This is a genomic window from Pseudomonas sp. LG1E9 (assembly GCF_003290225.1).
Taxonomy (GTDB): domain Bacteria; phylum Pseudomonadota; class Gammaproteobacteria; order Pseudomonadales; family Pseudomonadaceae; genus Aquipseudomonas; species Aquipseudomonas cyclaminis.
On the sequence record NZ_CP029983.1, the window covers coordinates 5,641,335 to 5,662,039 of the forward strand.

Annotated in this window: 19 protein-coding genes; 8 read left to right on the forward strand and 11 right to left on the reverse strand. The window is 61.1% G+C overall.

Annotated features, from left to right (window positions below):
• Positions 1-3: 3 nt before the first annotated feature.
• A complete protein-coding gene (locus DNK50_RS25850; protein ID WP_099585524.1) occupies positions 4-363 on the reverse strand; it encodes a PilZ domain-containing protein in 360 nt (119 codons plus the stop codon).
• A 226-nt stretch (positions 364-589) separates the two neighbouring features.
• Positions 590-964 (reverse strand): hypothetical protein, encoded by a 375-nt coding sequence (locus DNK50_RS25855; protein ID WP_099585525.1) that lies wholly within the window; start codon positions 962-964, stop codon positions 590-592.
• Positions 965-1,139: 175 nt separating this feature from the next.
• Here DNK50_RS25855 and pyk point away from each other — a divergent pair, with 175 nt between their 5' ends.
• Entirely contained in the window at positions 1,140-2,591 is a 1,452-nt protein-coding gene (gene pyk, locus DNK50_RS25860) for a pyruvate kinase (protein ID WP_032890873.1), read from the forward strand.
• A 64-nt stretch (positions 2,592-2,655) separates the two neighbouring features.
• On the opposite strand, the gene DNK50_RS25865 is transcribed toward pyk, so the two are convergent.
• Positions 2,656-3,405 (reverse strand): enoyl-CoA hydratase-related protein, encoded by a 750-nt coding sequence (locus DNK50_RS25865; RefSeq protein WP_099585526.1) that lies wholly within the window; start codon positions 3,403-3,405, stop codon positions 2,656-2,658.
• A 30-nt stretch (positions 3,406-3,435) separates the two neighbouring features.
• Positions 3,436-4,368: an iron-sulfur-binding ferredoxin reductase gene (locus DNK50_RS25870; RefSeq protein WP_112196615.1), complete on the reverse strand. Its 933-nt coding sequence runs from the start codon at positions 4,366-4,368 to the stop codon at positions 3,436-3,438.
• 217 nt (positions 4,369-4,585) lie between these two features.
• On the opposite strand from DNK50_RS25870, the gene DNK50_RS25875 reads away from it, so the two are divergent.
• From DNK50_RS25875 to DNK50_RS25890, 4 genes are all read left to right on the forward strand, one after another.
• Positions 4,586-6,109 (forward strand): fumarate hydratase, encoded by a 1,524-nt coding sequence (locus DNK50_RS25875; protein ID WP_112196616.1) that lies wholly within the window; start codon positions 4,586-4,588, stop codon positions 6,107-6,109.
• Between the two features lie 105 nt (positions 6,110-6,214).
• Positions 6,215-7,981, forward strand: coding sequence for an ATP-binding protein (locus DNK50_RS25880; protein ID WP_099585528.1), 1,767 nt, complete (start codon positions 6,215-6,217; stop codon positions 7,979-7,981).
• Positions 7,975-9,309: a sigma-54 dependent transcriptional regulator gene (locus tag DNK50_RS25885; protein ID WP_099585529.1), complete on the forward strand. Its 1,335-nt coding sequence runs from the start codon at positions 7,975-7,977 to the stop codon at positions 9,307-9,309. The genes DNK50_RS25880 and DNK50_RS25885 overlap by 7 nt, the downstream gene beginning before the upstream one ends.
• A 166-nt stretch (positions 9,310-9,475) precedes the next feature.
• The gene (locus DNK50_RS25890) at positions 9,476-10,795 is read left to right on the forward strand and encodes an MFS transporter (protein ID WP_099585530.1); all 1,320 of its coding nucleotides are present in this window, start codon (positions 9,476-9,478) and stop codon (positions 10,793-10,795) included.
• Between the two features lie 55 nt (positions 10,796-10,850).
• On the opposite strand, the gene DNK50_RS25895 is transcribed toward DNK50_RS25890, so the two are convergent.
• Positions 10,851-11,606 carry a hypothetical protein gene (locus DNK50_RS25895; RefSeq protein WP_112196617.1) on the reverse strand — a complete coding sequence of 252 codons (756 nt, stop codon included), beginning with the start codon at positions 11,604-11,606 and terminating at the stop codon, positions 10,851-10,853.
• Positions 11,607-11,796: 190 nt separating this feature from the next.
• Between DNK50_RS25895 and DNK50_RS25900 the strand changes: the two genes are divergently transcribed.
• Positions 11,797-12,429 (forward strand): flavin reductase family protein, encoded by a 633-nt coding sequence (locus DNK50_RS25900; protein ID WP_099585532.1) that lies wholly within the window; start codon positions 11,797-11,799, stop codon positions 12,427-12,429.
• Positions 12,430-12,474: 45 nt separating this feature from the next.
• Here DNK50_RS25900 and DNK50_RS25905 read toward each other — a convergent pair whose 3' ends face one another.
• Both DNK50_RS25905 and DNK50_RS25910 read right to left on the reverse strand, forming a co-directional pair.
• Entirely contained in the window at positions 12,475-12,720 is a 246-nt protein-coding gene (locus tag DNK50_RS25905) for a hypothetical protein (protein WP_099585533.1), read from the reverse strand.
• Between the two features lie 44 nt (positions 12,721-12,764).
• On the reverse strand, positions 12,765-13,106 hold the full coding sequence (locus DNK50_RS25910; protein ID WP_017139773.1) for an antibiotic biosynthesis monooxygenase family protein: 342 nt from the start codon (positions 13,104-13,106) through the stop codon (positions 12,765-12,767).
• A gap of 327 nt (positions 13,107-13,433) precedes the next feature.
• Between DNK50_RS25910 and DNK50_RS25915 the strand changes: the two genes are divergently transcribed.
• Entirely contained in the window at positions 13,434-14,363 is a 930-nt protein-coding gene (locus DNK50_RS25915; RefSeq protein ID WP_112196618.1) for an AraC family transcriptional regulator, read from the forward strand.
• A gap of 13 nt (positions 14,364-14,376) precedes the next feature.
• Here the strand turns inward: DNK50_RS25915 and DNK50_RS25920 are convergent, their stop codons facing one another.
• The 4 genes from DNK50_RS25920 to edd all read right to left on the reverse strand — a co-directional run bounded on the left by DNK50_RS25920 (position 14,377) and on the right by edd (position 19,469).
• Positions 14,377-15,846: an ATP-binding protein gene (locus DNK50_RS25920; RefSeq protein WP_112196619.1), complete on the reverse strand. Its 1,470-nt coding sequence runs from the start codon at positions 15,844-15,846 to the stop codon at positions 14,377-14,379.
• Entirely contained in the window at positions 15,836-16,570 is a 735-nt protein-coding gene (locus DNK50_RS25925) for a response regulator (protein ID WP_099585536.1), read from the reverse strand. The genes DNK50_RS25920 and DNK50_RS25925 overlap by 11 nt, the downstream gene beginning before the upstream one ends.
• 119 nt (positions 16,571-16,689) lie before the next feature.
• Positions 16,690-17,646 carry a glucokinase gene (locus tag DNK50_RS25930; RefSeq protein ID WP_112196620.1) on the reverse strand — a complete coding sequence of 319 codons (957 nt, stop codon included), beginning with the start codon at positions 17,644-17,646 and terminating at the stop codon, positions 16,690-16,692.
• The gene (gene edd, locus DNK50_RS25935) at positions 17,643-19,469 is read right to left on the reverse strand and encodes a phosphogluconate dehydratase (protein WP_112196621.1); all 1,827 of its coding nucleotides are present in this window, start codon (positions 19,467-19,469) and stop codon (positions 17,643-17,645) included. The genes DNK50_RS25930 and edd overlap by 4 nt, the downstream gene beginning before the upstream one ends.
• A 221-nt stretch (positions 19,470-19,690) precedes the next feature.
• On the opposite strand from edd, the gene gap reads away from it, so the two are divergent.
• Positions 19,691-20,692, forward strand: coding sequence for a type I glyceraldehyde-3-phosphate dehydrogenase (gap, locus tag DNK50_RS25940; protein ID WP_099585539.1), 1,002 nt, complete (start codon positions 19,691-19,693; stop codon positions 20,690-20,692).
• Positions 20,693-20,705 lie beyond the last annotated feature (13 nt).

The following is a 20,705-nucleotide window of genomic DNA, read 5'->3' on the forward strand; positions in this document are numbered from 1 at the left end:
CTTCTAGGCCGAGGCCTCCAAGGGATCGAAGCTGAAGTAATGCAACAGCACCTTGATGAGCTGCCCATATTCCTCGGGCGCCTGAAGCACGCTGAACCCGGAATCGTAATGCTGCGGGTTGATATCTTCATGACTCCACAGGCAGGTCGCCGTGAGGTCAATGGCATGGAAGGTGTCGTCAGCCCCAGGAATTTTCAAGCGCAACTCGAACTCTGCGTCGACCATCATGGGTAACTGGCTGATCAACATCAGCCCGTCGTCAGAGAGGTTACCCAAATATCCGATGGGCTTGTCGGTGACGCGGTTAAACACCTGCAGGAAATAAGGAAGTTGATGCCGCTCGATCCGTCGGTCGGTAAACATGGTGAGATCGCCATCCAGTGGCCATGACTCTGGCCGTGCCAGTGATTCGGAACGAGCGCAATTGCTCGCTCTCCCTGGATCTCGGTGTGACGAAAGACAACGCCTTGTCACTAGACAGCTGCCGAATCCGGGCCCCGCATTCGTTCGAATAGAAAACCTATACAAACGCCCATTCAAAGGATAGCCCAAGACTGGCAAGGGGCCAGTTATTAAATGACGAACGCCATTACAACGAGGCCGGACGCGGCTTTGCAACGCTTGCACCGGGGTAATGCCCCAGTTGTTGCAAGGTGTCCAACCTTGCGCGTGCACGGTAGGCGTATTCGCTCGACGGGTACTGATTAATGATGAATTGGTAGGTTTGCACCGCATCAACGAACAGCTTCTGTCGTTCAAGGCATTGCCCGCGCAACATCGAGACCTCCGGCTGCACATAGCGCCGGGTACGACTCTCGCGGTCGACCTGGGACAATTCCAGCGTGACACGCTCGCAGTCACCGACCTTGTACGCACGGTAAGCGTTGTTCAAATGATGGTCCATCGACCAGCGGGTGCAGCCGACAACACTGACGGCCAGGGCAGCAATGAGCAAAATTCGCATGAGGGTTCTCCTGTCTTGTGCAGTGTATCGACCCCTCGTCGAAAATCTTCAAGGATGTTGGTCTATTCAATCGGAGCGAAAACAAGCGAATCGTCGATAAGTAGTGCAAACGAACAATGACTACAACCAAAGAGCATAGTAGCCTTCCTCAGCGCTTGAACTCAGGAGTCTGTGCATGTCCGTCCGTCGTACCAAAATCGTCGCCACCCTTGGCCCGGCCAGCAACTCGCCGGAAGTCCTCGAACAGCTGATTCTGGCTGGTTTGGACGTTGCCCGTCTGAACTTCTCCCACGGCACCCCGGACGAGCACAAGGCTCGCGCCAAGCTGGTGCGTGACCTGGCCGCCAAGCACGGTCGCTTCGTCGCATTGCTGGGTGACCTGCAAGGCCCGAAAATCCGTATCGCCAAATTCACCAACAAGCGTATCGAGCTGAAGATCGGTGACAAGTTCACCTTCTCCACCAGCCATCCGCTGACCGAAGGTAACCAGGACGTCGTGGGTATCGACTATCCGGACCTGGTCAAGGACTGTGGCGTCGGTGACGAGTTGCTGCTGGATGACGGCCGCGTAGTCATGCGTGTCGACACTGCCACCCCGACCGAACTGAACTGCACCGTGATCATCGGCGGCCCGCTGTCCGATCACAAAGGCATCAACCGTCGCGGCGGTGGCCTGACTGCTCCAGCCCTGACTGAAAAAGACAAGGCCGACATCAAGCTCGCCGCTGAAATGGAAGTGGACTACCTCGCCGTGTCCTTCCCGCGTGACGCCGCTGACATGGAATACGCCCGTAAACTGCGCGACGAAGCCGGCGGTACCGCCTGGCTGGTGGCGAAGATCGAACGCGCCGAAGCCGTGGCCGATGACGAAACCCTCGACGGCCTGATCAAGGCATCCGACGCCGTGATGGTTGCCCGTGGTGACCTGGGTGTGGAAATCGGCGACGCCGAGCTGATCGGTATCCAGAAGAAGATCATCCTGCACGCACGCCGCCACAACAAAGCGGTGATCGTCGCGACCCAGATGATGGAGTCGATGATCCAGAACCCGATGCCGACCCGCGCCGAAGTGTCCGACGTGGCCAACGCCGTGCTCGACTACACCGACGCCGTGATGCTCTCGGCTGAAAGCGCCGCTGGCCCGTACCCGCTGGAAGCCGTGCAGGCCATGGCGCGCATCTGCGTCGGCGCCGAAAAGCACCCGACCAGCAAGACCTCCAGCCACCGTATCGGCAAGGTCTTCGAAAGCTGCGACCAGAGCATCGCCCTGGCCGCCATGTACACCGCCAACCACTTCCCGGGCGTTAAAGCGATCATCGCCTTGACCGAAAGTGGCTACACGCCGTTGATCATGTCGCGCATCCGTTCCTCGGTGCCGATCTACGCGTTCTCCCCACACCGCGAAACCCAGGCCCGCGCGGCGATGTTCCGTGGCGTGTACACCGTACCGTTCGATCCGGCTTCGTTGCCGCCCCATGAAGTCAGCCAGGCGGCCATCGACGAGTTGATCAAGCGTGGCGTCGTGGAGAAAGGCGACTGGGTCATCCTGACCAAGGGCGACAGCTACCACACCATCGGCGGCACCAACGGCATGAAAATCCTGCACGTTGGCGATCCAATGGTCTGAGTCAAACGCTGAAAAACAAAAGCCCTGCCATGTGAATGGCAGGGCTTTTTGTTTTTGATGTGGCTCAGCGTTTGGTGATAAACCCCGATAACGCCGCAATCGCCTCCGGTGACTTCAAACGCTGGACGAACAATGCGCCCTCCTCCTCAATCACCTGCCGCAACTGCTCACGATCCACACTCTTCATCAATTGCTTGGTCACCTGCACCGCCCCCGGCGCCAGGGTTTCAAAGCGCTCGGCGATTTCCCGCGCCTTGGCCAACGCCGCTTCGCCACTGCCCAACGCCTCGGTGGCGATCCCCCATGCAGCAGCCTGCTCCCCGGTAAACCCCTCGCCCAGCAACAACAATTCAGCCGCCTTCGCATGCCCCAGCAAACGCGGCAGGATCAGGCTCGAACCAAACTCAGGACACAGCCCCAGGTTGACGAACGGCATACGCAAGCGCGCATCACGGCTGATATACACGAGGTCACAGTGCAGCAGCAGGGTTGTGCCAATCCCCACCGCCGCTCCTGCCACCGCAGCGATTACGGGCTTGCGACAGTTGAGCAGACTTTTCATAAAGTGAAACGGTGGGCTGTCGAGGTCGCTGGGCGGCTGTTCAAGAAAATCGCCGATGTCATTACCGGCGGTAAAACACTCGCTGCTGCCCTGGATCAGCACGGCGCTGATCGCTGAATCGGCATCCGCCAACTCCAGCGCCTCGGCGAGCTGGGTGTACATGGCGCGGGTCAGGGCGTTTTTCTTGTCCGGGCGGTTGAGCTGCAGGGTCAGCAACCCGCGCTCGCGGTGCAGCAGGATGGCGTCGGTCATGGTGCGTCTCGCGGCTGTAGGGTTCAGCGCTCAACCACGGGGCAGGAACACATCGGCCAGCAGTTGATTGCGCGGCAGTCCCGCCAGGAACAAGCGCTTGGAAAACGCCTCGACACTCGCGGGGTGTCCGCAGAGTAAGGCCAGCGTTTGCCGGGAAACAAGCCGCAGTTGCGCCAATGCCTGGGTCGACTCAGCCGCCGTCCACAACTCCACCGACAGGTTTGAATGCTGCGCGGCCAGCGCTGCCAGGGGTTCGGCCAGGTAATGAGCGTCGGCATCATGGGCCACGTGAATCACACGGATGGAGCCTTGATGATTCTGGCGCAAGGCCTCGCGCAACACGCCCCACAACGGACCAAGGCCAGTGCCGGAGGCCAGCAGCCACAGCGGGCGGGATTGCCAGTCTGGATCGTATTGCAAAGCGCCGCCGCGCAACTCGCCCAGGCGCAATGGATCGCCGACCTGCAGCTGCCGAGCGAGATCACTGAATTGACCGGGCTGCCGGCAATCGATATGAAACTCCAGAAATGCATCTTCCTGAGGCAAGCTGGCCAAGGAATACGGCCGCGCCACGTGCCCGGCCCACAGCACCATATGCTGCCCGGCCCGATATCGCAGGCCGCGCTCGGGTTGCAGGCGCACGCGCACAACATTCGAGTTCAGCCAGTCGGCGCCCACCACCCGAGCCGCCAGACCATCGCGTTGCGGATCAAACGCTTCGACCTGCAGATCACCCGTCACATGGCACTGGCAGGCCAACCGCCAACCGTCCTGGCGTTGCGCAGGGCTCAGGGCATCGGGCTGCCTGTCCTCGACCTCGCCCCGGCAACGTACCAGGCATGCATGGCAACTGCCGGCGCGGCAACTGTAGGGCACGGCCACTCCCGCCTGGTTCAAGGCATCCAGCAGGTTGCTGCCGGCAGTTACCGACCAATGGCGTTCGCCGACGTACAGTTCAGGCATATAAGGGCTCAATCACAGGGGAGGCGCACAGGGAATCATGCCTGCGACAGTTTGACCATAGTCGGGTGTATCGGCCACCGCGTCGGGTTATACTGCCGCGCCTTTTTAGCGTCGCGCCTGCACCACTTGGCGTGCCTTGGAAAGGTGGCTTCAGCCGACCGATACACCCCACTGAAGCCACCTTTATTGAATGTTCCCTTATAGAGGAGCGCGACTCATGACCGTGATCAAGCAAGACGACCTGATTCAGAGCGTTGCCGACGCCCTGCAATTCATTTCCTACTACCACCCCGTTGACTTCATCCAGGCGATGCACGAGGCCTACCTGCGCGAAGAATCGCCAGCAGCCCGTGACTCCATGGCGCAGATCCTGATCAACTCGCGCATGTGCGCCACCGGCCATCGCCCGATCTGCCAGGACACTGGTATCGTCACCGTGTTTGTGCGCGTGGGCATGGACGTACGTTGGGATGGCGCCACCATGGGCCTGGACGACATGATCAACGAAGGCGTGCGTCGCGCCTACAACCTGCCGGAAAACGTCCTGCGAGCGTCTATCCTCGCCGACCCGGCCGGTGCGCGTAAGAACACCAAGGACAACACCCCAGCGGTGATCCACTATTCCATCGTCCCGGGTAACACCGTGGAAGTGGACGTAGCTGCCAAAGGCGGTGGTTCCGAGAACAAGTCGAAAATGGCCATGCTCAACCCGTCCGACTCGATCGTCGACTGGGTACTCAAGACTGTTCCGACCATGGGCGCCGGTTGGTGCCCGCCGGGCATGCTCGGCATCGGCATCGGCGGCACCGCCGAGAAAGCCGCAGTGATGGCCAAGGAAGTGCTGATGGAATCCATCGACATCCACGAGCTGATCAAGCGCGGCCCGTCCAACCGTATCGAAGAGATGCGCCTGGAGCTGTTCGAGAAGGTCAACCAACTGGGCATCGGCGCCCAGGGCCTGGGTGGCCTGACCACCGTGCTCGACGTGAAGATCATGGACTACCCGACTCACGCAGCTTCGCTGCCGGTGTGCATGATCCCCAACTGCGCCGCCACCCGTCACGCGCATTTCGTGCTCGATGGTTCCGGCCCGGCGTCGCTGGAAGCACCACCGCTGGACGCCTACCCGGAAATCGTCTGGGAAGCCGGCCCGTCGGCCCGTCGCGTCAACCTCGACACCCTGACCCCGGAAGACGTGCAGAGCTGGAAGCCGGGCGAAACCGTGTTGCTCAACGGCAAGATGCTTACCGGCCGCGACGCCGCGCACAAGCGCATGGTCGAGATGCTGAACAAGGGCGAAACCCTGCCGGTGGACCTCAAGGGTCGCTTCATCTACTACGTCGGCCCGGTAGATCCAGTGCGCGAAGAAGTGGTTGGCCCAGCTGGCCCGACCACCGCCACGCGGATGGACAAGTTCACCCGCCAGATCCTTGAGCAAACCGGCCTGCTGGGCATGATCGGCAAGTCCGAGCGCGGCCCGACTGCGATCGAAGCGATCAAGGACAACAAGGCCGTGTACCTGATGGCCGTGGGCGGCGCTGCTTACCTGGTGGCGCAAGCCATCAAGAGGTCGCGGGTTGTCGCGTTCGCCGAACTGGGTATGGAAGCGATCTACGAGTTCGACGTCAAAGACATGCCGGTCACCGTTGCCGTTGATAGCAAAGGCGAATCCGTGCACATCACCGGTCCTGCCATCTGGCAGAAAAAGATCAGTGAAAGCCTGGCGGTAGAAGTGCAGTAAGCACTTTACTGCAAGGATAAAGGCGACTGCGGCCCCATGGCCCAGTCGCCTTTTTTATGGCTCATGGTATGGTGCTCGCCCCATATTGCAGCTGTTCATATCCGTATGATCGCGATCCCTCGCCCCCTGCGCCTGACCTTCTACTCGTTATTGATCATCGCCGGAGCGGTGCTGGCCGCTGCCTTGGCCACGCGTCATGCCGAGCGCCAGGCCCTGGCCGACGATGCCGCACGCGCCAATCAACAGCTCGCGCTGTACGCCAACTCGCTGCACACCCTGATCGAACGCTACCGCGCCCTGCCCGCCGTGCTGGCGCTGGACTCGGAAATGATCAGCGCGCTCAAAGGCCCGCTGGATGCCGCTACCCAGGACGTGCTTAATCGCAAACTGGAACGCATCAACGGTGCCGCGCAATCGTCCACCCTGGAATTGATGGACCGCAGCGGCCTCGCCGTGGCCGCCAGCAACTGGGCGCTGCCGAGCAGTTATGTGGGCCACAACTATGCATTCCGGCCGTATTTCAGCCAGACCAAGAGCCAGGGCACCGGGCGCTTTTATGCGGTGGGGGTGACCACCGGGATTCCGGGTTACTTCCTCTCCAGCGCAGTACTGGATGAAAACGAGCAGTTCCTGGGCGCCATGGTGGTGAAACTGGAGTTCCCCGAGCTGGAGCGCGAATGGGCTCAGGGCGATGACTTGCTGCTGGTCAGTGATGCACGTGGCATCGTGTTTATTGCCAACCAGCCGGGCTGGCGTTATCGCAATCTGAGGCCGCTATCGGCCAATGACCTCGCCGAGCTCAAGGCCACTCGCCAATACGACAAGAAACAACTGCAGCCGCTGGAAACCGAAACCCTGCAGCGCTTTGACGAAAACAGCCACCTGATGCGCGTCAACGGCCCCGACGGCAGTGCCCGGTACATCTGGGAATCGCTGCCGCTGAAGGCAGAAGGCTGGACCCTGCACCTGCTGCGCAAACCGCAATTGCCGTTTGAAGACCAACGCAACGCGGGCCTGGCCGCCGCGGGCTCCTGGCTGGCGCTGGTGTTCCTCGTGCTGTTCCTGAGCCAACGCTGGCGCCTGGCCCGCTTGCGCCAGCGCAGCCGCGAAGAGCTGGAGCAACTGGTGGAAGAACGCACCCAGGCCCTGCGCACCGCACAGGACGGCTTGGTGCAATCGGCCAAGCTGGCGGCGCTGGGGCAAATGTCCGCCGCCCTCGCCCACGAAATCAACCAGCCACTGACTGCCCAGCGCATGCAGCTTGCCACCCTGCGCCTGTTGCTGGATCACGGCCGCGTGGACGACGCCTACAAGGCGCTCACGCCGCTGGACGATATGCTCACGCGCATGGCCGCGCTCACCGGCCACCTCAAGACCTTCGCACGCAAAAGCCCCAGCGGCCTGCGCGAACGCCTGGACCTGGCCACGGTGGTCGACCAATCCCTGCACCTGCTCGACGCACGCCTGCGCGATGAAGGCATCGGCGTGGTGATGGACCTGACCCGCCCGGCCTGGGTGCGCGGCGACGCGATTCGTCTGGAGCAGGTGCTGATCAACCTGCTGCGCAACGCCCTGGACGCCATGGCCGACAAGCCGCGCAAGCGCCTGGAAATCCGCCTGCACGCCGACCAGCAGCTCTGGCTTTTGACCGTCAGCGACAGCGGCGGCGGGATTGCCGAGGAACACCTGAACAACGTGTTTGACCCGTTCTTTACCACCAAGCCGGTGGGCGATGGTCTCGGTTTGGGACTGGCGGTGTCTTACGCTATCGTGCATGAACTCGGTGGACGCCTGATCGCCGGCAACCACGGCGACGGCGCGATATTCACCCTGACCCTGCCCATCGCGCTGGAGACGCCGGACCTATGCTGAATGCGGTGATTGTGGTCGATGACGAAGCCAGCATTCGCACGGCCGTAGAGCAGTGGTTGAGCCTCTCCGGGTTTGAGGTGCAGCTGTTCAGCCGCGCCGAAGAATGCCTGGCACACCTGCCCAAGGACTTTCCCGGCGTGATCTTGAGCGACGTGCGCATGCCAGGGCTCAGCGGCCTGGAGTTGCTGGCCGAGGTGCAGCGTCGCGACGCCGACTTGCCGGTGATATTGCTGACCGGCCATGGCGATGTGCCGATGGCTGTCGAAGCCATGCGCGACGGCGCCTACGATTTTCTGGAAAAACCCTTCAGCCCTGAAGCCCTGCTCAACAGCCTGCGCCGGGCGTTGGACAAACGTGGGCTGATCCTGGAAAACCGTCGCCTGCACCAACAGGCCGACCACCGTTCGAAGCTCGAATCCAGCCTGCTCGGCGTGTCCCGCGGCTTGCAGAACCTGCGCCGTCAGGTGCTCGACCTGGCGAGCTTGCCGGTCAACGTGCTGATCCGTGGCGAGACCGGCAGCGGCAAGGAGCTGGTTGCCCGCTGCCTGCATGATTTCGGCCCTCGGGCCAAGAAGCCGTTTGTGGCGCTCAACTGCGCGGCTATTCCCGAGCAGTTGTTTGAAGCCGAGTTGTTCGGCCACGAAAGCGGCGCGTTCACCGGCGCCCAGGGCAAGCGCATCGGCAAGCTGGAATACGCCCACGGCGGCACGCTGTTCCTCGATGAAATCGAAAGCATGCCCCTGGCCCAGCAAGTGAAGTTGTTGCGGGTGCTGCAAGAACAGAAGCTGGAGCGACTGGGCTCCAACCAGAGCATCCACGTGGACTTGCGCATCATCGCCGCGACCAAGCCGGACCTGCTGGAAGAGGCCCGAGCGGGGCGGTTTCGCGAAGACCTGGCTTATCGCCTCAACGTCGCACAATTGCGCCTGCCGCCGTTGCGCGAGCGCCGTGAAGATATTCCGCTGCTGTACGAGCACTTTGCCCAGAGCGCTGCTGAACGTTTGGGGCGTACGGCCGAGCCATTGAGCGGGCCGGCGCTGGGGCGCCTGCTCAGCCATGACTGGCCCGGCAATGTGCGTGAACTGGCCAACGTCGCCGAGCGCCAGGTGTTGGGCCTTGGCGACCCGGAACCGGAAGGCATCGAGGCCGGGCAATCCCTCGCGGCACAGCAAGAAGCCTTCGAAGCCCATTGCCTGAAGGCAGCGCTGACCCGGCACAAAGGCGACATCAAGGCCGTGCTGGCGGAATTGCAACTGCCCCGCCGTACCTTCAATGAAAAAATGCAACGCCATGGCCTGGCACGCGACATGTTCATCAAGGATGAATGAGCGGATTTCCGCTCATCACTCCAGAATAACCAGCGATATTCCGCTCAAAAAAAACCACAAACCCTTCTAGACCGGGCCTTCATCTAACTGGCACAGCTCCTGCTATAGCCCCAGCCAGGCAGCGCTCGCGCCGCTCCATAAAAACAACTAGATGAAGGATCCTTCAATGGATAACTCCAACACCTTGCCTCTGGGGTCGGCGGCCGCGCCGGCACAACCACGCACCACTTCCAGCCGCATCAAGTCGATCTTCAGCGGATCAGTCGGCAACATGGTCGAGTGGTACGACTGGTACGTCTACGCCGCTTTTTCACTGTACTTCGCCAAAGCCTTTTTCCCGAAAGGCGACACTACCGCCCAACTCCTCAACACCGCCGCGATCTTCGCCGTGGGCTTCCTGATGCGTCCGATCGGCGGCTGGCTGATGGGCCTGTACGCCGACAAGGTCGGGCGTAAAAAAGCCCTGATGGCCTCGGTCTACCTGATGTGCTTCGGCTCGTTGCTGATTGCCCTGAGCCCAGGCTATGAAGTCATTGGTATCGGTGCGCCCATCCTGCTGGTGTTTGCCCGTTTGCTGCAGGGGCTGTCAGTCGGCGGCGAATACGGCACCTCCGCCACCTACCTCAGCGAGATGGCGACCAAGGAACGCCGTGGTTTCTACTCCAGCTTCCAGTACGTGACCCTGATCTCCGGCCAGCTCATCGCTTTGGCGGTGCTGATCGTGCTGCAACAGGTGCTCACCACCGAGCAACTGTATGCCTGGGGCTGGCGTATCCCGTTCGCCATCGGCGCCCTGTGCGCAGTGGTCGCGCTTTACCTGCGTCGTGGCATGGAAGAAACCGAGTCGTTCACCAAGAAAGAAAAAGCCAAGGAAAGCGCGATGCGCACCTTGATGCGTCACCCCAAGGAACTGATGACCGTGGTCGGCCTGACCATGGGCGGCACCCTGGCCTTCTACACCTACACCACCTACATGCAGAAGTACTTGGTGAACACGGTCGGCATGAGCATCTCCGACTCCACCACCATCTCGGCAGCTACGCTGTTTCTGTTCATGTGCCTGCAACCGATCGTCGGCGGGCTGTCGGATAAAGTCGGCCGTCGTCCAATCCTGATCGCCTTCGGCATCCTCGGCACGCTGTTCACTGTGCCGATCCTCACCACCCTGCACACCATCCAATCCTGGTGGGGCGCGTTCTTCCTGATCATGGCGGCGCTGATCATCGTCAGCGGTTACACCTCGATCAACGCAGTGGTGAAAGCCGAATTGTTCCCAACCGAAATCCGTGCCTTGGGCGTGGGCCTGCCGTATGCACTGACCGTATCGATCTTCGGCGGCACCGCTGAATACATCGCGCTGTGGTTCAAGAGCATCGGCATGGAAACCGGTTACTACTGGTATGTGACTGCGTGTATCGCAGTGTCGCTGGTGGTCTACGTGACCATGAAGGACACCCGCAAGCATTCGCGCATTACCACGGACTAAAAAATGTGGGAGGGGGCTTACCCCCTCCCACATTGGCTTTACATCGCTTAGTTAATCAGCGCAGTTCCGCCACCTCACTACGCCCATACCGCCGCTGCGCATACGACGCCCCTGCAATCATCATCACCAATATTCCCGCCAACACCGCCGATGAACCAATGGTGCCAAAATCCAGGCCACCCTGCTCATGGGGCTTGGTCAGGAAATCCCCCAACGTCGCGCCAAACGGCCGGGTCAGCACAAACGCTACCCAGAACAACAGCACCGACGAAATCTGCGTGAAGTATTTGAGCGCCACCACTGCGGCGATGGTCGAGCCGATCAACAGTGCCCCGCCAGCAAACCCCAACCCCGAATCGTCCGCCAGGAAATCGCCCAACGCCGTGCCGAGGGTGTTGGAAAACAGAATTGCCATCCAATAGAACAACTCACCCCGGAAAGTCTGCACCTTGTTCACGTTCAGCGAGTCACCGCTGAGGTGCCACAGCGCGAAAATGATCATCAGGATCACGATCAGGATCATCGACCCCGTGGCGTAACCCAAGCCCAGGGTGCGGTCCATAAAGTCGGACATGGTGGTGCCGGCCGTGCTGGTGGATAAAATCACGATCCAGTACAGCACCGGGTTGTAGGTTTTCGACCAGAGTTGCGTCACCAGAGTGACCAGGAACACGCTGATCAAAATCATCGAACTGATCGCATAACCGACATTCAGGGTCATCGACAACAAGTCCCCGGCGGTTTCGCCCAAGGTGGTTGCGCAGATTTTCATGACCCAGAACGCCAGGGTGATCTGAGGAAGTTTATTCATGGGGTAGAAGGCTCCGAGATTCAGTCTTTCGATGGCCGACTTATGGGGGTGTCGACCTTGGGCGCAGACTGAACGGGGCGCTGTGAAAAATAGGTGGGCGATGAATGAAAATTCCATGGGCCAATGGAAATTCGCTGCCACGGGTTGCACTATGACCGCCTCCCAGAATTGCGTAGCAGGAACCCGGCCCATGTCTGACGATATCCATTTCTACGAACCCGCCAACGGCCACGGCCTGCCCCATGATCCGTTCAACGCCATCGTCGGCCCACGGCCTATCGGCTGGATTTCGTCCCACGACAGCGCAGGCCGCCTGAACCTGGCGCCCTACAGTTTTTTCAATGCGTTCAACTACATTCCGCCAATCATTGGGTTTTCCAGTGTCGGGCGCAAAGACAGCCTGAACAACATCGAACAGACCGGCGAGTTCGTGTGGAACCTCGCTACCCGCCCGCTGGCCGAGCAGATGAACCAGAGTTGCGCAGCGGTCGCGCCAGACGTGAATGAGTTCGAGTTGTCAGGCCTGACGCCGGTGGCCTCGAAAATCGTCGCCGTGCCACGGGTGGGCGAAAGCCCGGTGTCATTCGAATGCAAGGTGACGCAGATCATCCAGCTGCAACGCGCCGACAAAGGGTTGGTACCGAGTTGGCTGGTGCTGGGCGAGGTGGTTGCGGTGCATATTGCCAAGTGGCTGCTCAAGGACGGCGTCTACGACACCGCCGCCGCCGAGCCGATTTTGCGCGGCGGTGGCCCGGCGGATTACTTCCAGCTAGGGCCAGAGGCACTGTTCAAGATGCACCGCCCAGGCGCCACCCAACGCTGATCGGAATGCGATCAATTGTGGGAGGGGGCTTGCCCCCTCCCACATTTAGTCAGCGGCAGGCGCCCAAATCAGTTGACCCTCTGCATCCACGTCGACCAAGCCTGCAAGCTGCAGCGTCGCCGCATCATCGGCATCCGAAGCGGTCTTGAACGTCTGCCCATCGAGGATCTTGTGAAACTGCGGTGCGCCCATGCCATCCAGTGCCTTGACGGCGACGGCGGCGCTGTAGCCTCCTTCACCCGGTACTACGGCGGAAACGGCTTCGTGGTGGGCAAATTGTTTACGTGCCATGTTGCAGGTCCTGGCCAATGGAAAGGCGGCCATTCTAAACCGGTTCAACCGGCGAGTTGCAGGTACTCGCCATAGGCGTGGGCGGCGGATGCATCGGTGAAGGTCTGAAAGTCCATGCTGCGCACCACCATGTCGTTCAACAACTCGGTGAAGAGCATCAGCGCCGGCGAGCTGAAGTAGGCGCTCATCGCCTGCTCGCTGCTCCAGAAACCCGAGACCAGCCACACATCGGGGTCGACCTGGGAATGCTGCAACGAGAATTGCAGACAACCCTGAGCCTGACGCCCTGGTTCGATCAAACTGCTCAAACGTGCACCGAGTTCGGTGCTGCACCCGGTGCGGGCACGGATAAAGGCCATATGGCTCGCGGGAATGGGGGTGGACATGTTCGACTCTCCCGTTGAGAAGTGATGCTCGGCAAGCACTGTGAGGGTGTGTTGCCACAGGATCAACGATAACGGCGCGGGGGTGGACGCGGTTAGTCGATTCCTGCCGGCTTATTGCACAATCCTGCGAGAAGCGTAAACCGGGTATTCGGCCCAGCGGTTTTACGCAGGGGCGAACGCCGTGTTTCAGGGAGATGACAGGCCTCGCGCTTGCCTGATTGCCCACATGGCGCAGGATCAGGCAAGGATTATGCAGAATCGACCTAACACTCTTTGAAAAGCCGCCGCTAAGCTGACCCCATCAAAGCCGCCTGCAGAGGACGCTTCATGTCGTCGCCCGAACATCAGCCCATTCCCCTCGATGCCGAGATGGAAAAACAGCGCGCCGAACTGGCCAGTATTGTGCACCGGCATACCTGGGAAGATGGCTCCTACGGCACCGCGATCACCTCGCTGTACCTGAACCGCCACAACACACCGCGCGACTTTATGCCGGTGCTGGTGGAGCCCGCGCTGTGCATCCTCGCCAACGGCAGCAAGGAAGTGCGCCTGGCCGATGAAATCTTTGCCTACGACCCGCTCAACTACCTGGTGTTCTCGGTGGCGATGCCGGTGGCCGGGCGGATCATCGATGCGACGCCGGAAGATCCGAACCTGTCGGTACGCATCAACATCGACCCGGCGCAACTCACAGCCCTGATTGCAGAGGCCGGCCCCATGGGCGTCCCCACGCGCCCGACATCACGCGGCATGTACGTGGACCGCATCGACACCCAATTGCTCGACGCCGTGCTGCGCCTGGCGCGCTTGCTGGATACGCCCAAAGACATCGCCATACTGGCGCCGCTGATCAACCGGGAAATTCTCTACCGCCTGCTGCGGGGGCCGCAGGGGTATCGCCTGTATGAAATTGCCGTGGCCAATAGTCAGAGCCATCGGGTGAGCCAGGCGATCAAGTGGCTCAACGGCAACTATGAGCAACCGCTGCGCATTGATGACCTGGCCAGGGAAGTGAACCTCAGCGTCTCGACCCTGCATCACCGCTTCAAGGCGATCACTGCCATGAGCCCGCTGCAATACCAGAAGCAACTGCGCTTGCAGGAAGCGCGGCGGTTGATGATTGCCGAAGGGCTTGAAGCCTCGGCAGCCGGTTATCGGGTGGGGTATGAAAGCCCGTCGCAATTCAGCCGGGAGTACAGCCGACTATTTGGTGCGCCGCCGTTGCGGGATCTAGCCAGACTGCGCCAAAGCATCTGATCTTCAGTGTTTTTCAGTCCAGGGTGCGCGGCAGCTGCAAGGTGACCCGCAACCCACCCTCGCGCAGATTCTGCAAGCTCACCTCGCCACCATGGCTGTGGGCAATATTGCGCGCAATCCCCAGACCCAACCCGTAGCCCTGCTGCTGCCCGGCCAGGCGGAAGTGCGGCTCGAACACCTGCTCCAGGCGCTGCTCCGGCACGCCAGGACCTTCATCGTCGACGTGCAGGACAAATTCCGCGCCATCATCCTCGACATGCAAATGCGCGTTCTGCCCGTACTTCAAGGCGTTGTCGATCAGGTTGCCAATGCAACGCTTGAGCGCCAGCGGCTTGCCCGGATAGGCCACCAATGCAGCGCCATTCAGGGTCACGCGGCCGTTACCGTTGGGCGCAACATAAGGTTCCACCAGGCATTCGAGCACATGGTTCAGATCGACGGGCTGGATGTTCTCGTGGATATCGGTGTCTTTCACGCATTGCAGCGCGCCCTTCACCAGCAGTTCCAACTCATCCAGATCGCGGCCGAACTTGGTTTGCAGATTCTCGTCTTCCAGCAGCTCCACGCGCAGGCGCAGACGGGTGATCGGTGTGCGCAGGTCGTGGGAAATCGCGCTGAACAGCTGGCTGCGCTCGGTCAGGTAGCGGCTGATGCGCTCGCGCATGGCATTGAATGCGCGTCCCACTTCCACCACTTCACTACCGCCACCTTCGGCCACAGGTTCTACGTCGGCGCCCAGGGACATATCCCGCGCCGCCCGCGCCAGGCGCTTGAGCGGCCGGCTTTGCCAGTGCACCAGCAGGCCAATAAACAACAGCAGAAAACCGCTGGTCAGTACGATAAACCACACCTGCTGCGATGGCAGGCCCTGTTCTTCAAGACTGGTGTAAGGCTCAGGCAGCAACGAAGCGATGTACAGCCATTCGCCGGGGGCGAGCTGGATCTGGGTCACCAGCACCGGCGGGTTTACCGGTTCCAGGGTCAGTGCGTAATGGGCCCAGGAACGCGGCAGCTCATCGAGCTTGAGGCCGGCGTTGAAGATGCGCAGGTCTTCGGCGCTGACGAACTCCACCGAGATATGCACGTCGGCGCCCAGGGTTTGGCGCAGCACTTCGTCCACTGCCACCAGTACCGCCTGTTTGCGCGGGGTTTCGGGCAAGACCTGCATGTCCAGCGGGCGGTCATTGAGGGTCACCACAAACCGGGTGCCGCCCATGCTGCGCAATTGGTCCAGGACCAGCGGGCGATAGGCCACGGGCAACGAACGGAAGTAACTCACACTGGCGGTCATCGAATGCGCCAGGCTGCGGGCGCTGGTGACCAGGCCCTCAAGCTGGGTGGCGCGCAACTGCGAGACCCAGATCACGCTGGACAACGCTTGGGCGAACAACACCGCGAGCAAGGTCAACAGCAGCATGCGCCCCAACAGCGAGCGCGGTACCGGGAAGCGGCGACGGCGTTCTGTCACCGGCTCATTGGACATTGCCGGCAACCACGCTGGCTGCCAGTTGATAACCGCTGCCACGTACGGTGCGGATCAGCCTCGGGGGTTTTTCGGTGTCGCGCAGGCGTTGGCGCAGCCGGCTCACTGCCATGTCCACGATGCGGTCCAGCGGCATCAGGTCGCGGCCACGGGTGGCGTTGCCGATGGTGTCGCGGTCGAGAATCTGTTGCGGATGGTCGAGAAACAACTTGAGCAGCGCGAAGTCGGCACCGGAGAGGATCACTTCCTCGCCGTCGACGTGAAACAGGCGGTGGCTGATCATGTCCAGGCGCCATTCATCGAACACCAGCACATCAGCATTCCCACTGCGCTCCTGGCCGAACTGGCAGCGGCGCAACAGGGCCTTGATCCGCGCCTGCAACTCGCGAGGGCTGAACGGTTTGCCGATATAGTCATCGGCGCCCAGCTCCAGGCCGATCACACGGTCGGCTTCGTCGGAACTGGCGGTGAGCATGATGATCGGCACCTGCGCCTGGCGCGGATGCTGGCGAATCCAGCGGCAGAGGCTGAAGCCGTCTTCGTCCGGCAACATCACATCGAGGATGACCAGGTCGCACGGCGCCTCGTTCATCGCCTGGCGGAACCCCGCGCCATCCGGCACGCCACGCACCTGGAAACCGGCGCGACTGAGGTAGGTTTGCAGCAATTCGCGGATTTCCTGGTCGTCGTCGACGAGGAGAATCGATTTACTGATTACGCTCACGGGGTCCTCCTTGTTGTTATGGGTGTTCTTGATGGCCTCATCGGGGGCAAGCCCCCTCCCACATTTGAAATGCGTTCCAAGTGTGGGAGGGGGCTTGCCCCCGATGAGGCCATCACTGCCTAAGCAAATGCCTGTTCCAATGCCACACCCGCCCCGGTCAACCCGGAATACGGCGCGGTCACCAACCACACCGGAATGCCTTTGAAGTAGTCGCTCATGCAGCCTTTGTCACTGAAGCTTTTGGCGAAACCGCTGGCGATAAAGAAGTCGGCAAACCTCGGTATCACCCCGCCCACGATGTACACGCCACCGCGCCCACCGGTGGTCAGTACATTATTGCCTGCAACCCGGCCCAGCCAAATGCTGAACTGGTCCAACACTTCCATGGCGATCGGATCGCCGGCCAGGCCAGCAGCGGTGATGGCTTCGGGTGTGTCCAGTACCGGCGCGTGGCCATCGACCGCGCAAATCGCCCGGTACAAACGCGGCAAGCCGCCGCCGCTCAACGCCGTTTCGGCGCTGACGTGGCCAATTTCGGTGTAGATGTGCTGCCACAGCTGGGTTTCCCGCGGGCTGCTCAGGGGCAGGTCGACATGGCCGCCCTCCCCTGGCAACGCCGCGTAACGACCAGCACCAAGGTCCAGCAGTGTGCCGACACCCAGGCCAGTGCCCGGCCCGATCACCACCGCCGGGCGCAACGGCTCCGGCGTGCCTTCGCAGACCACGCGGAATTCGTCGGGCTGCAGGCGGGTCATGCCCAGGGCCATGGCCGAGAAATCATTGACCAGCAGCAGTTCATCCACCTGTAACGTCTTGCAAAACGCCGTCTTGCTCAAGCGCCAGTGATTGTTGGTGAACTTGAACTCATCGCCGCTCACCGGCCCGGCCACCGACAGGCACACCGCACCGATGTCCCCGATTTCCAGGCCTTCTTCCTTCAGATAGACCGTGATCGCCGCTTCAGGGCTTGGGTAATCCGCCGTGGCATGCACCCGGATCGAGTGCAGCGCCGAATCTCGCCACACTGCAAAACGGGCGTTGGTGCCCCCGATATCACCGACCAGCGCTAACTTCACTTAAGCGTCTCCAAGGCAGAGGTAAAGGCGCTGGCGCCCTGCTCTGCGGAGCTTGCGGCCAAGCGCATAAATGCAAACAGCTCGCGACCGGCTCCCACGTTATTGCCCAGAAGGCCCGTGGCAGGCGTGCGCGCTGCAAATGCTTCGGCGTCCACCTTAAGCTCCAAGGTGCCGGTCACGCCATCCACACGAATGATATCGCCATCGCGCACCCGCGCCAGTGGCCCGCCGCTCTGGGCTTCGGGGTTGACGTGAATCGCGGCGGGGATCTTACCCGACGCGCCGGACATACGCCCGTCTGTCACCAGCGCCACCTTGAAACCACGGTCCTGCAACACGCCAAGGAACGGCGTCATCTTGTGCAATTCCGGCATGCCGTTGGAGCGCGGCCCCTGGAAGCGCATCACCGCGACGAAGTCTTTTTCCAACTGGCCAGCCTTGAAGGCGTCGGCCAGGTCTTGCTGATCCTGGAACACCACTGCCGGTGCTTCGACGATTTGATGTTCCGGCGCCACGGCGGAGACTTTCATCACGCCGCGCCCCAGGTTGCCTTCCATCACGCGCAGGCCACCTTCTGGCGAGAACGCGCGAGCCACCGGGCGCAGGATGGTTTCGTCGAGGCTTTCGATAGGGCCGTCGCGCCAGACCAACTCACCGTCGACCAGGAACGGTTCCTGGATATAGCGGCTCAGGCCCTTGCCGGCTACGGTGTTGACGTCTTCGTGGAGCAACCCGGCTTCCAGCAACTCACGGATCAGGAACGACATGCCGCCCGCCGCCTGGAAGTGGTTGATGTCGGCCTTGCCGTTTGGATACACGTGGGACAGGGTCGGCACTACCTCGGAGAGGTCAGCCATGTCGTCCCAGGTCAGGATGATGCCCGCCGACATGGCGATGGCCGGCATGTGCAGGGTGTGGTTGGTGGAGCCGCCGGTGGCGTTGAGGGCGACGATGGAGTTGACGATGGATTTCTCGTCGACGATCTCGCCGATCGGCGTGAAGTTGCCGTTGGCTTTGGTCAGTCGCGTGACCTGATGCGCGGCTTCGCGGGTCAGGGCGTCACGCAGCGGCGTGTACGGGTTGACGAACGAGGCGCCCGGCAAGTGCAGGCCCATCACTTCCATCAGCAACTGGTTGGTGTTGGCGGTGCCGTAGAACGTGCAGGTGCCGGGGCTGTGGTAGGACTTCATCTCCGATTCCAGCAGCTCCTCGCGGGTGGCCTTGCCTTCGGCATAGCGCTGGCGCACATCGGCTTTCTGCTTGTTGGAGATGCCCGACGGCATTGGGCCGCCCGGCACGAAGATCATCGGCAGGTGGCCATAGCGCAGCGCACCCATCATCAGGCCGGGGACGATCTTGTCGCAGATGCCCAGCATCAGTGCGGCGTCGAACATGTTGTGGGACAGCGCTACCGCCGTGGACATGGCAATCACTTCACGGCTGAGCAGGCTCAGCTCCATGCCCGGCTCGCCCTGGGTCACGCCGTCGCACATCGCGGGCGTACCACCGGCGAACTGGCCGACCGAGCCGACTTCGCGTAGGGCTTTCTTGATTTGTTCAGGGAAATGTTCGTACGGCTGATGCGCCGAAAGCATGTCGTTATATGACGAAACAATTGCCACGTTGGCGGCATTCATCATGCGCAGGCTGTTTTTGTCTTCAGTGCCGCAACCGGCCACGCCGTGGGCAAAGTTGGCGCATTGCAGCTTGCCGCGCATCGGACCGTCGCTGGCGGCGCCGCGAATGAGCGCAAGGTAAGCCTCGCGGGTGGCGCGGCTGCGGGCGATAAGCCGTTCGGTGACCTCAAGAACGCGGGGATGCATGTGTAGAACTCCAGGCTAACGGATGTGGCGACCTGAGTGTCTATGCTGATCAAACGCCCGCAGCTCATGGGATGGCAGGGTGTCGTTTAAATCATCGGACCAGTTGATTCAGGTCACTCGTTGTAGATTGAACAAAATATTGCCACTAAAAAGGCTTGTTTTCTATTTTTATGCGAATAATCTTGTAATTCTTACAACAAATCGACGACAGGCACTCTCCAATGACTCTTCGTATCGCAATCAATGGTTTTGGCCGTATAGGCCGTAATGTCCTGCGCGCACTGTATACCCAAGGCTACCGCCAGGATTTGCAGATCGTCGCCATCAACGATCTGGGCGACAGCTCGATCAATGCCCACCTGCTCAAATACGACACCGTACATGGCACATTCGACGCAGAGGTCGCTCACGATCAGGAAAGCCTGACCGTCAACGGTGACCGGATTGCCGTGAGTGCCATTCGCAACCCGGCCGACCTGCCATGGGCTGCACACAAGATCGACGTGGTCTTTGAATGCACCGGTCTGTTCACCGACCGTGACAAGGCTGCCGCCCATATTAGCGCCGGCGCGCGCAAGGTGATCATCTCGGCACCGGCCAAAGGCGCGGACGCTACCGTGGTGTATGGCGTGAACCACGACATTCTGCGTCAATCCCACCAGATCATCTCCAACGCCTCGTGCACCACCAACTGCCTGGCGCCAGTCGCCCAGGTGCTGCACCGCGAGCTGGGCATCGAAAGCGGCCTGATGACCACCATTCACGCCTACACCAACGACCAGAACCTGACCGACGTCTACCACACCGACCCGTACCGCGCGCGCTCGGCCACCCAGAACATGATCCCGAGCAAGACCGGTGCCGCCGAAGCGGTCGGCCTGGTGCTGCCGGAACTGGCGGGCAAACTGACCGGCATGGCCGTGCGGGTGCCGGTGATCAACGTGTCGCTGGTGGACCTCACCGTGACACTGAAGAAAGAAGCCACCGCCGAAGAAGTCAATGCGCTGCTCAAGGAAGCCAGCCAGCACTCGAAGATCCTCGGTTACAACACACTGCCGCTGGTATCCAGTGACTTCAACCACAACCCGCTGTCGTCGATTTTCGATGCCAATCACACCAAAGTAAGTGGCAAGTTGCTCAAAGTGTTGGCGTGGTATGACAACGAGTGGGGTTTCTCCAACCGCATGCTGGATAACTGCCTGGCGTTGTGCAACGCCGAGTAAACCCGTCTTGTGA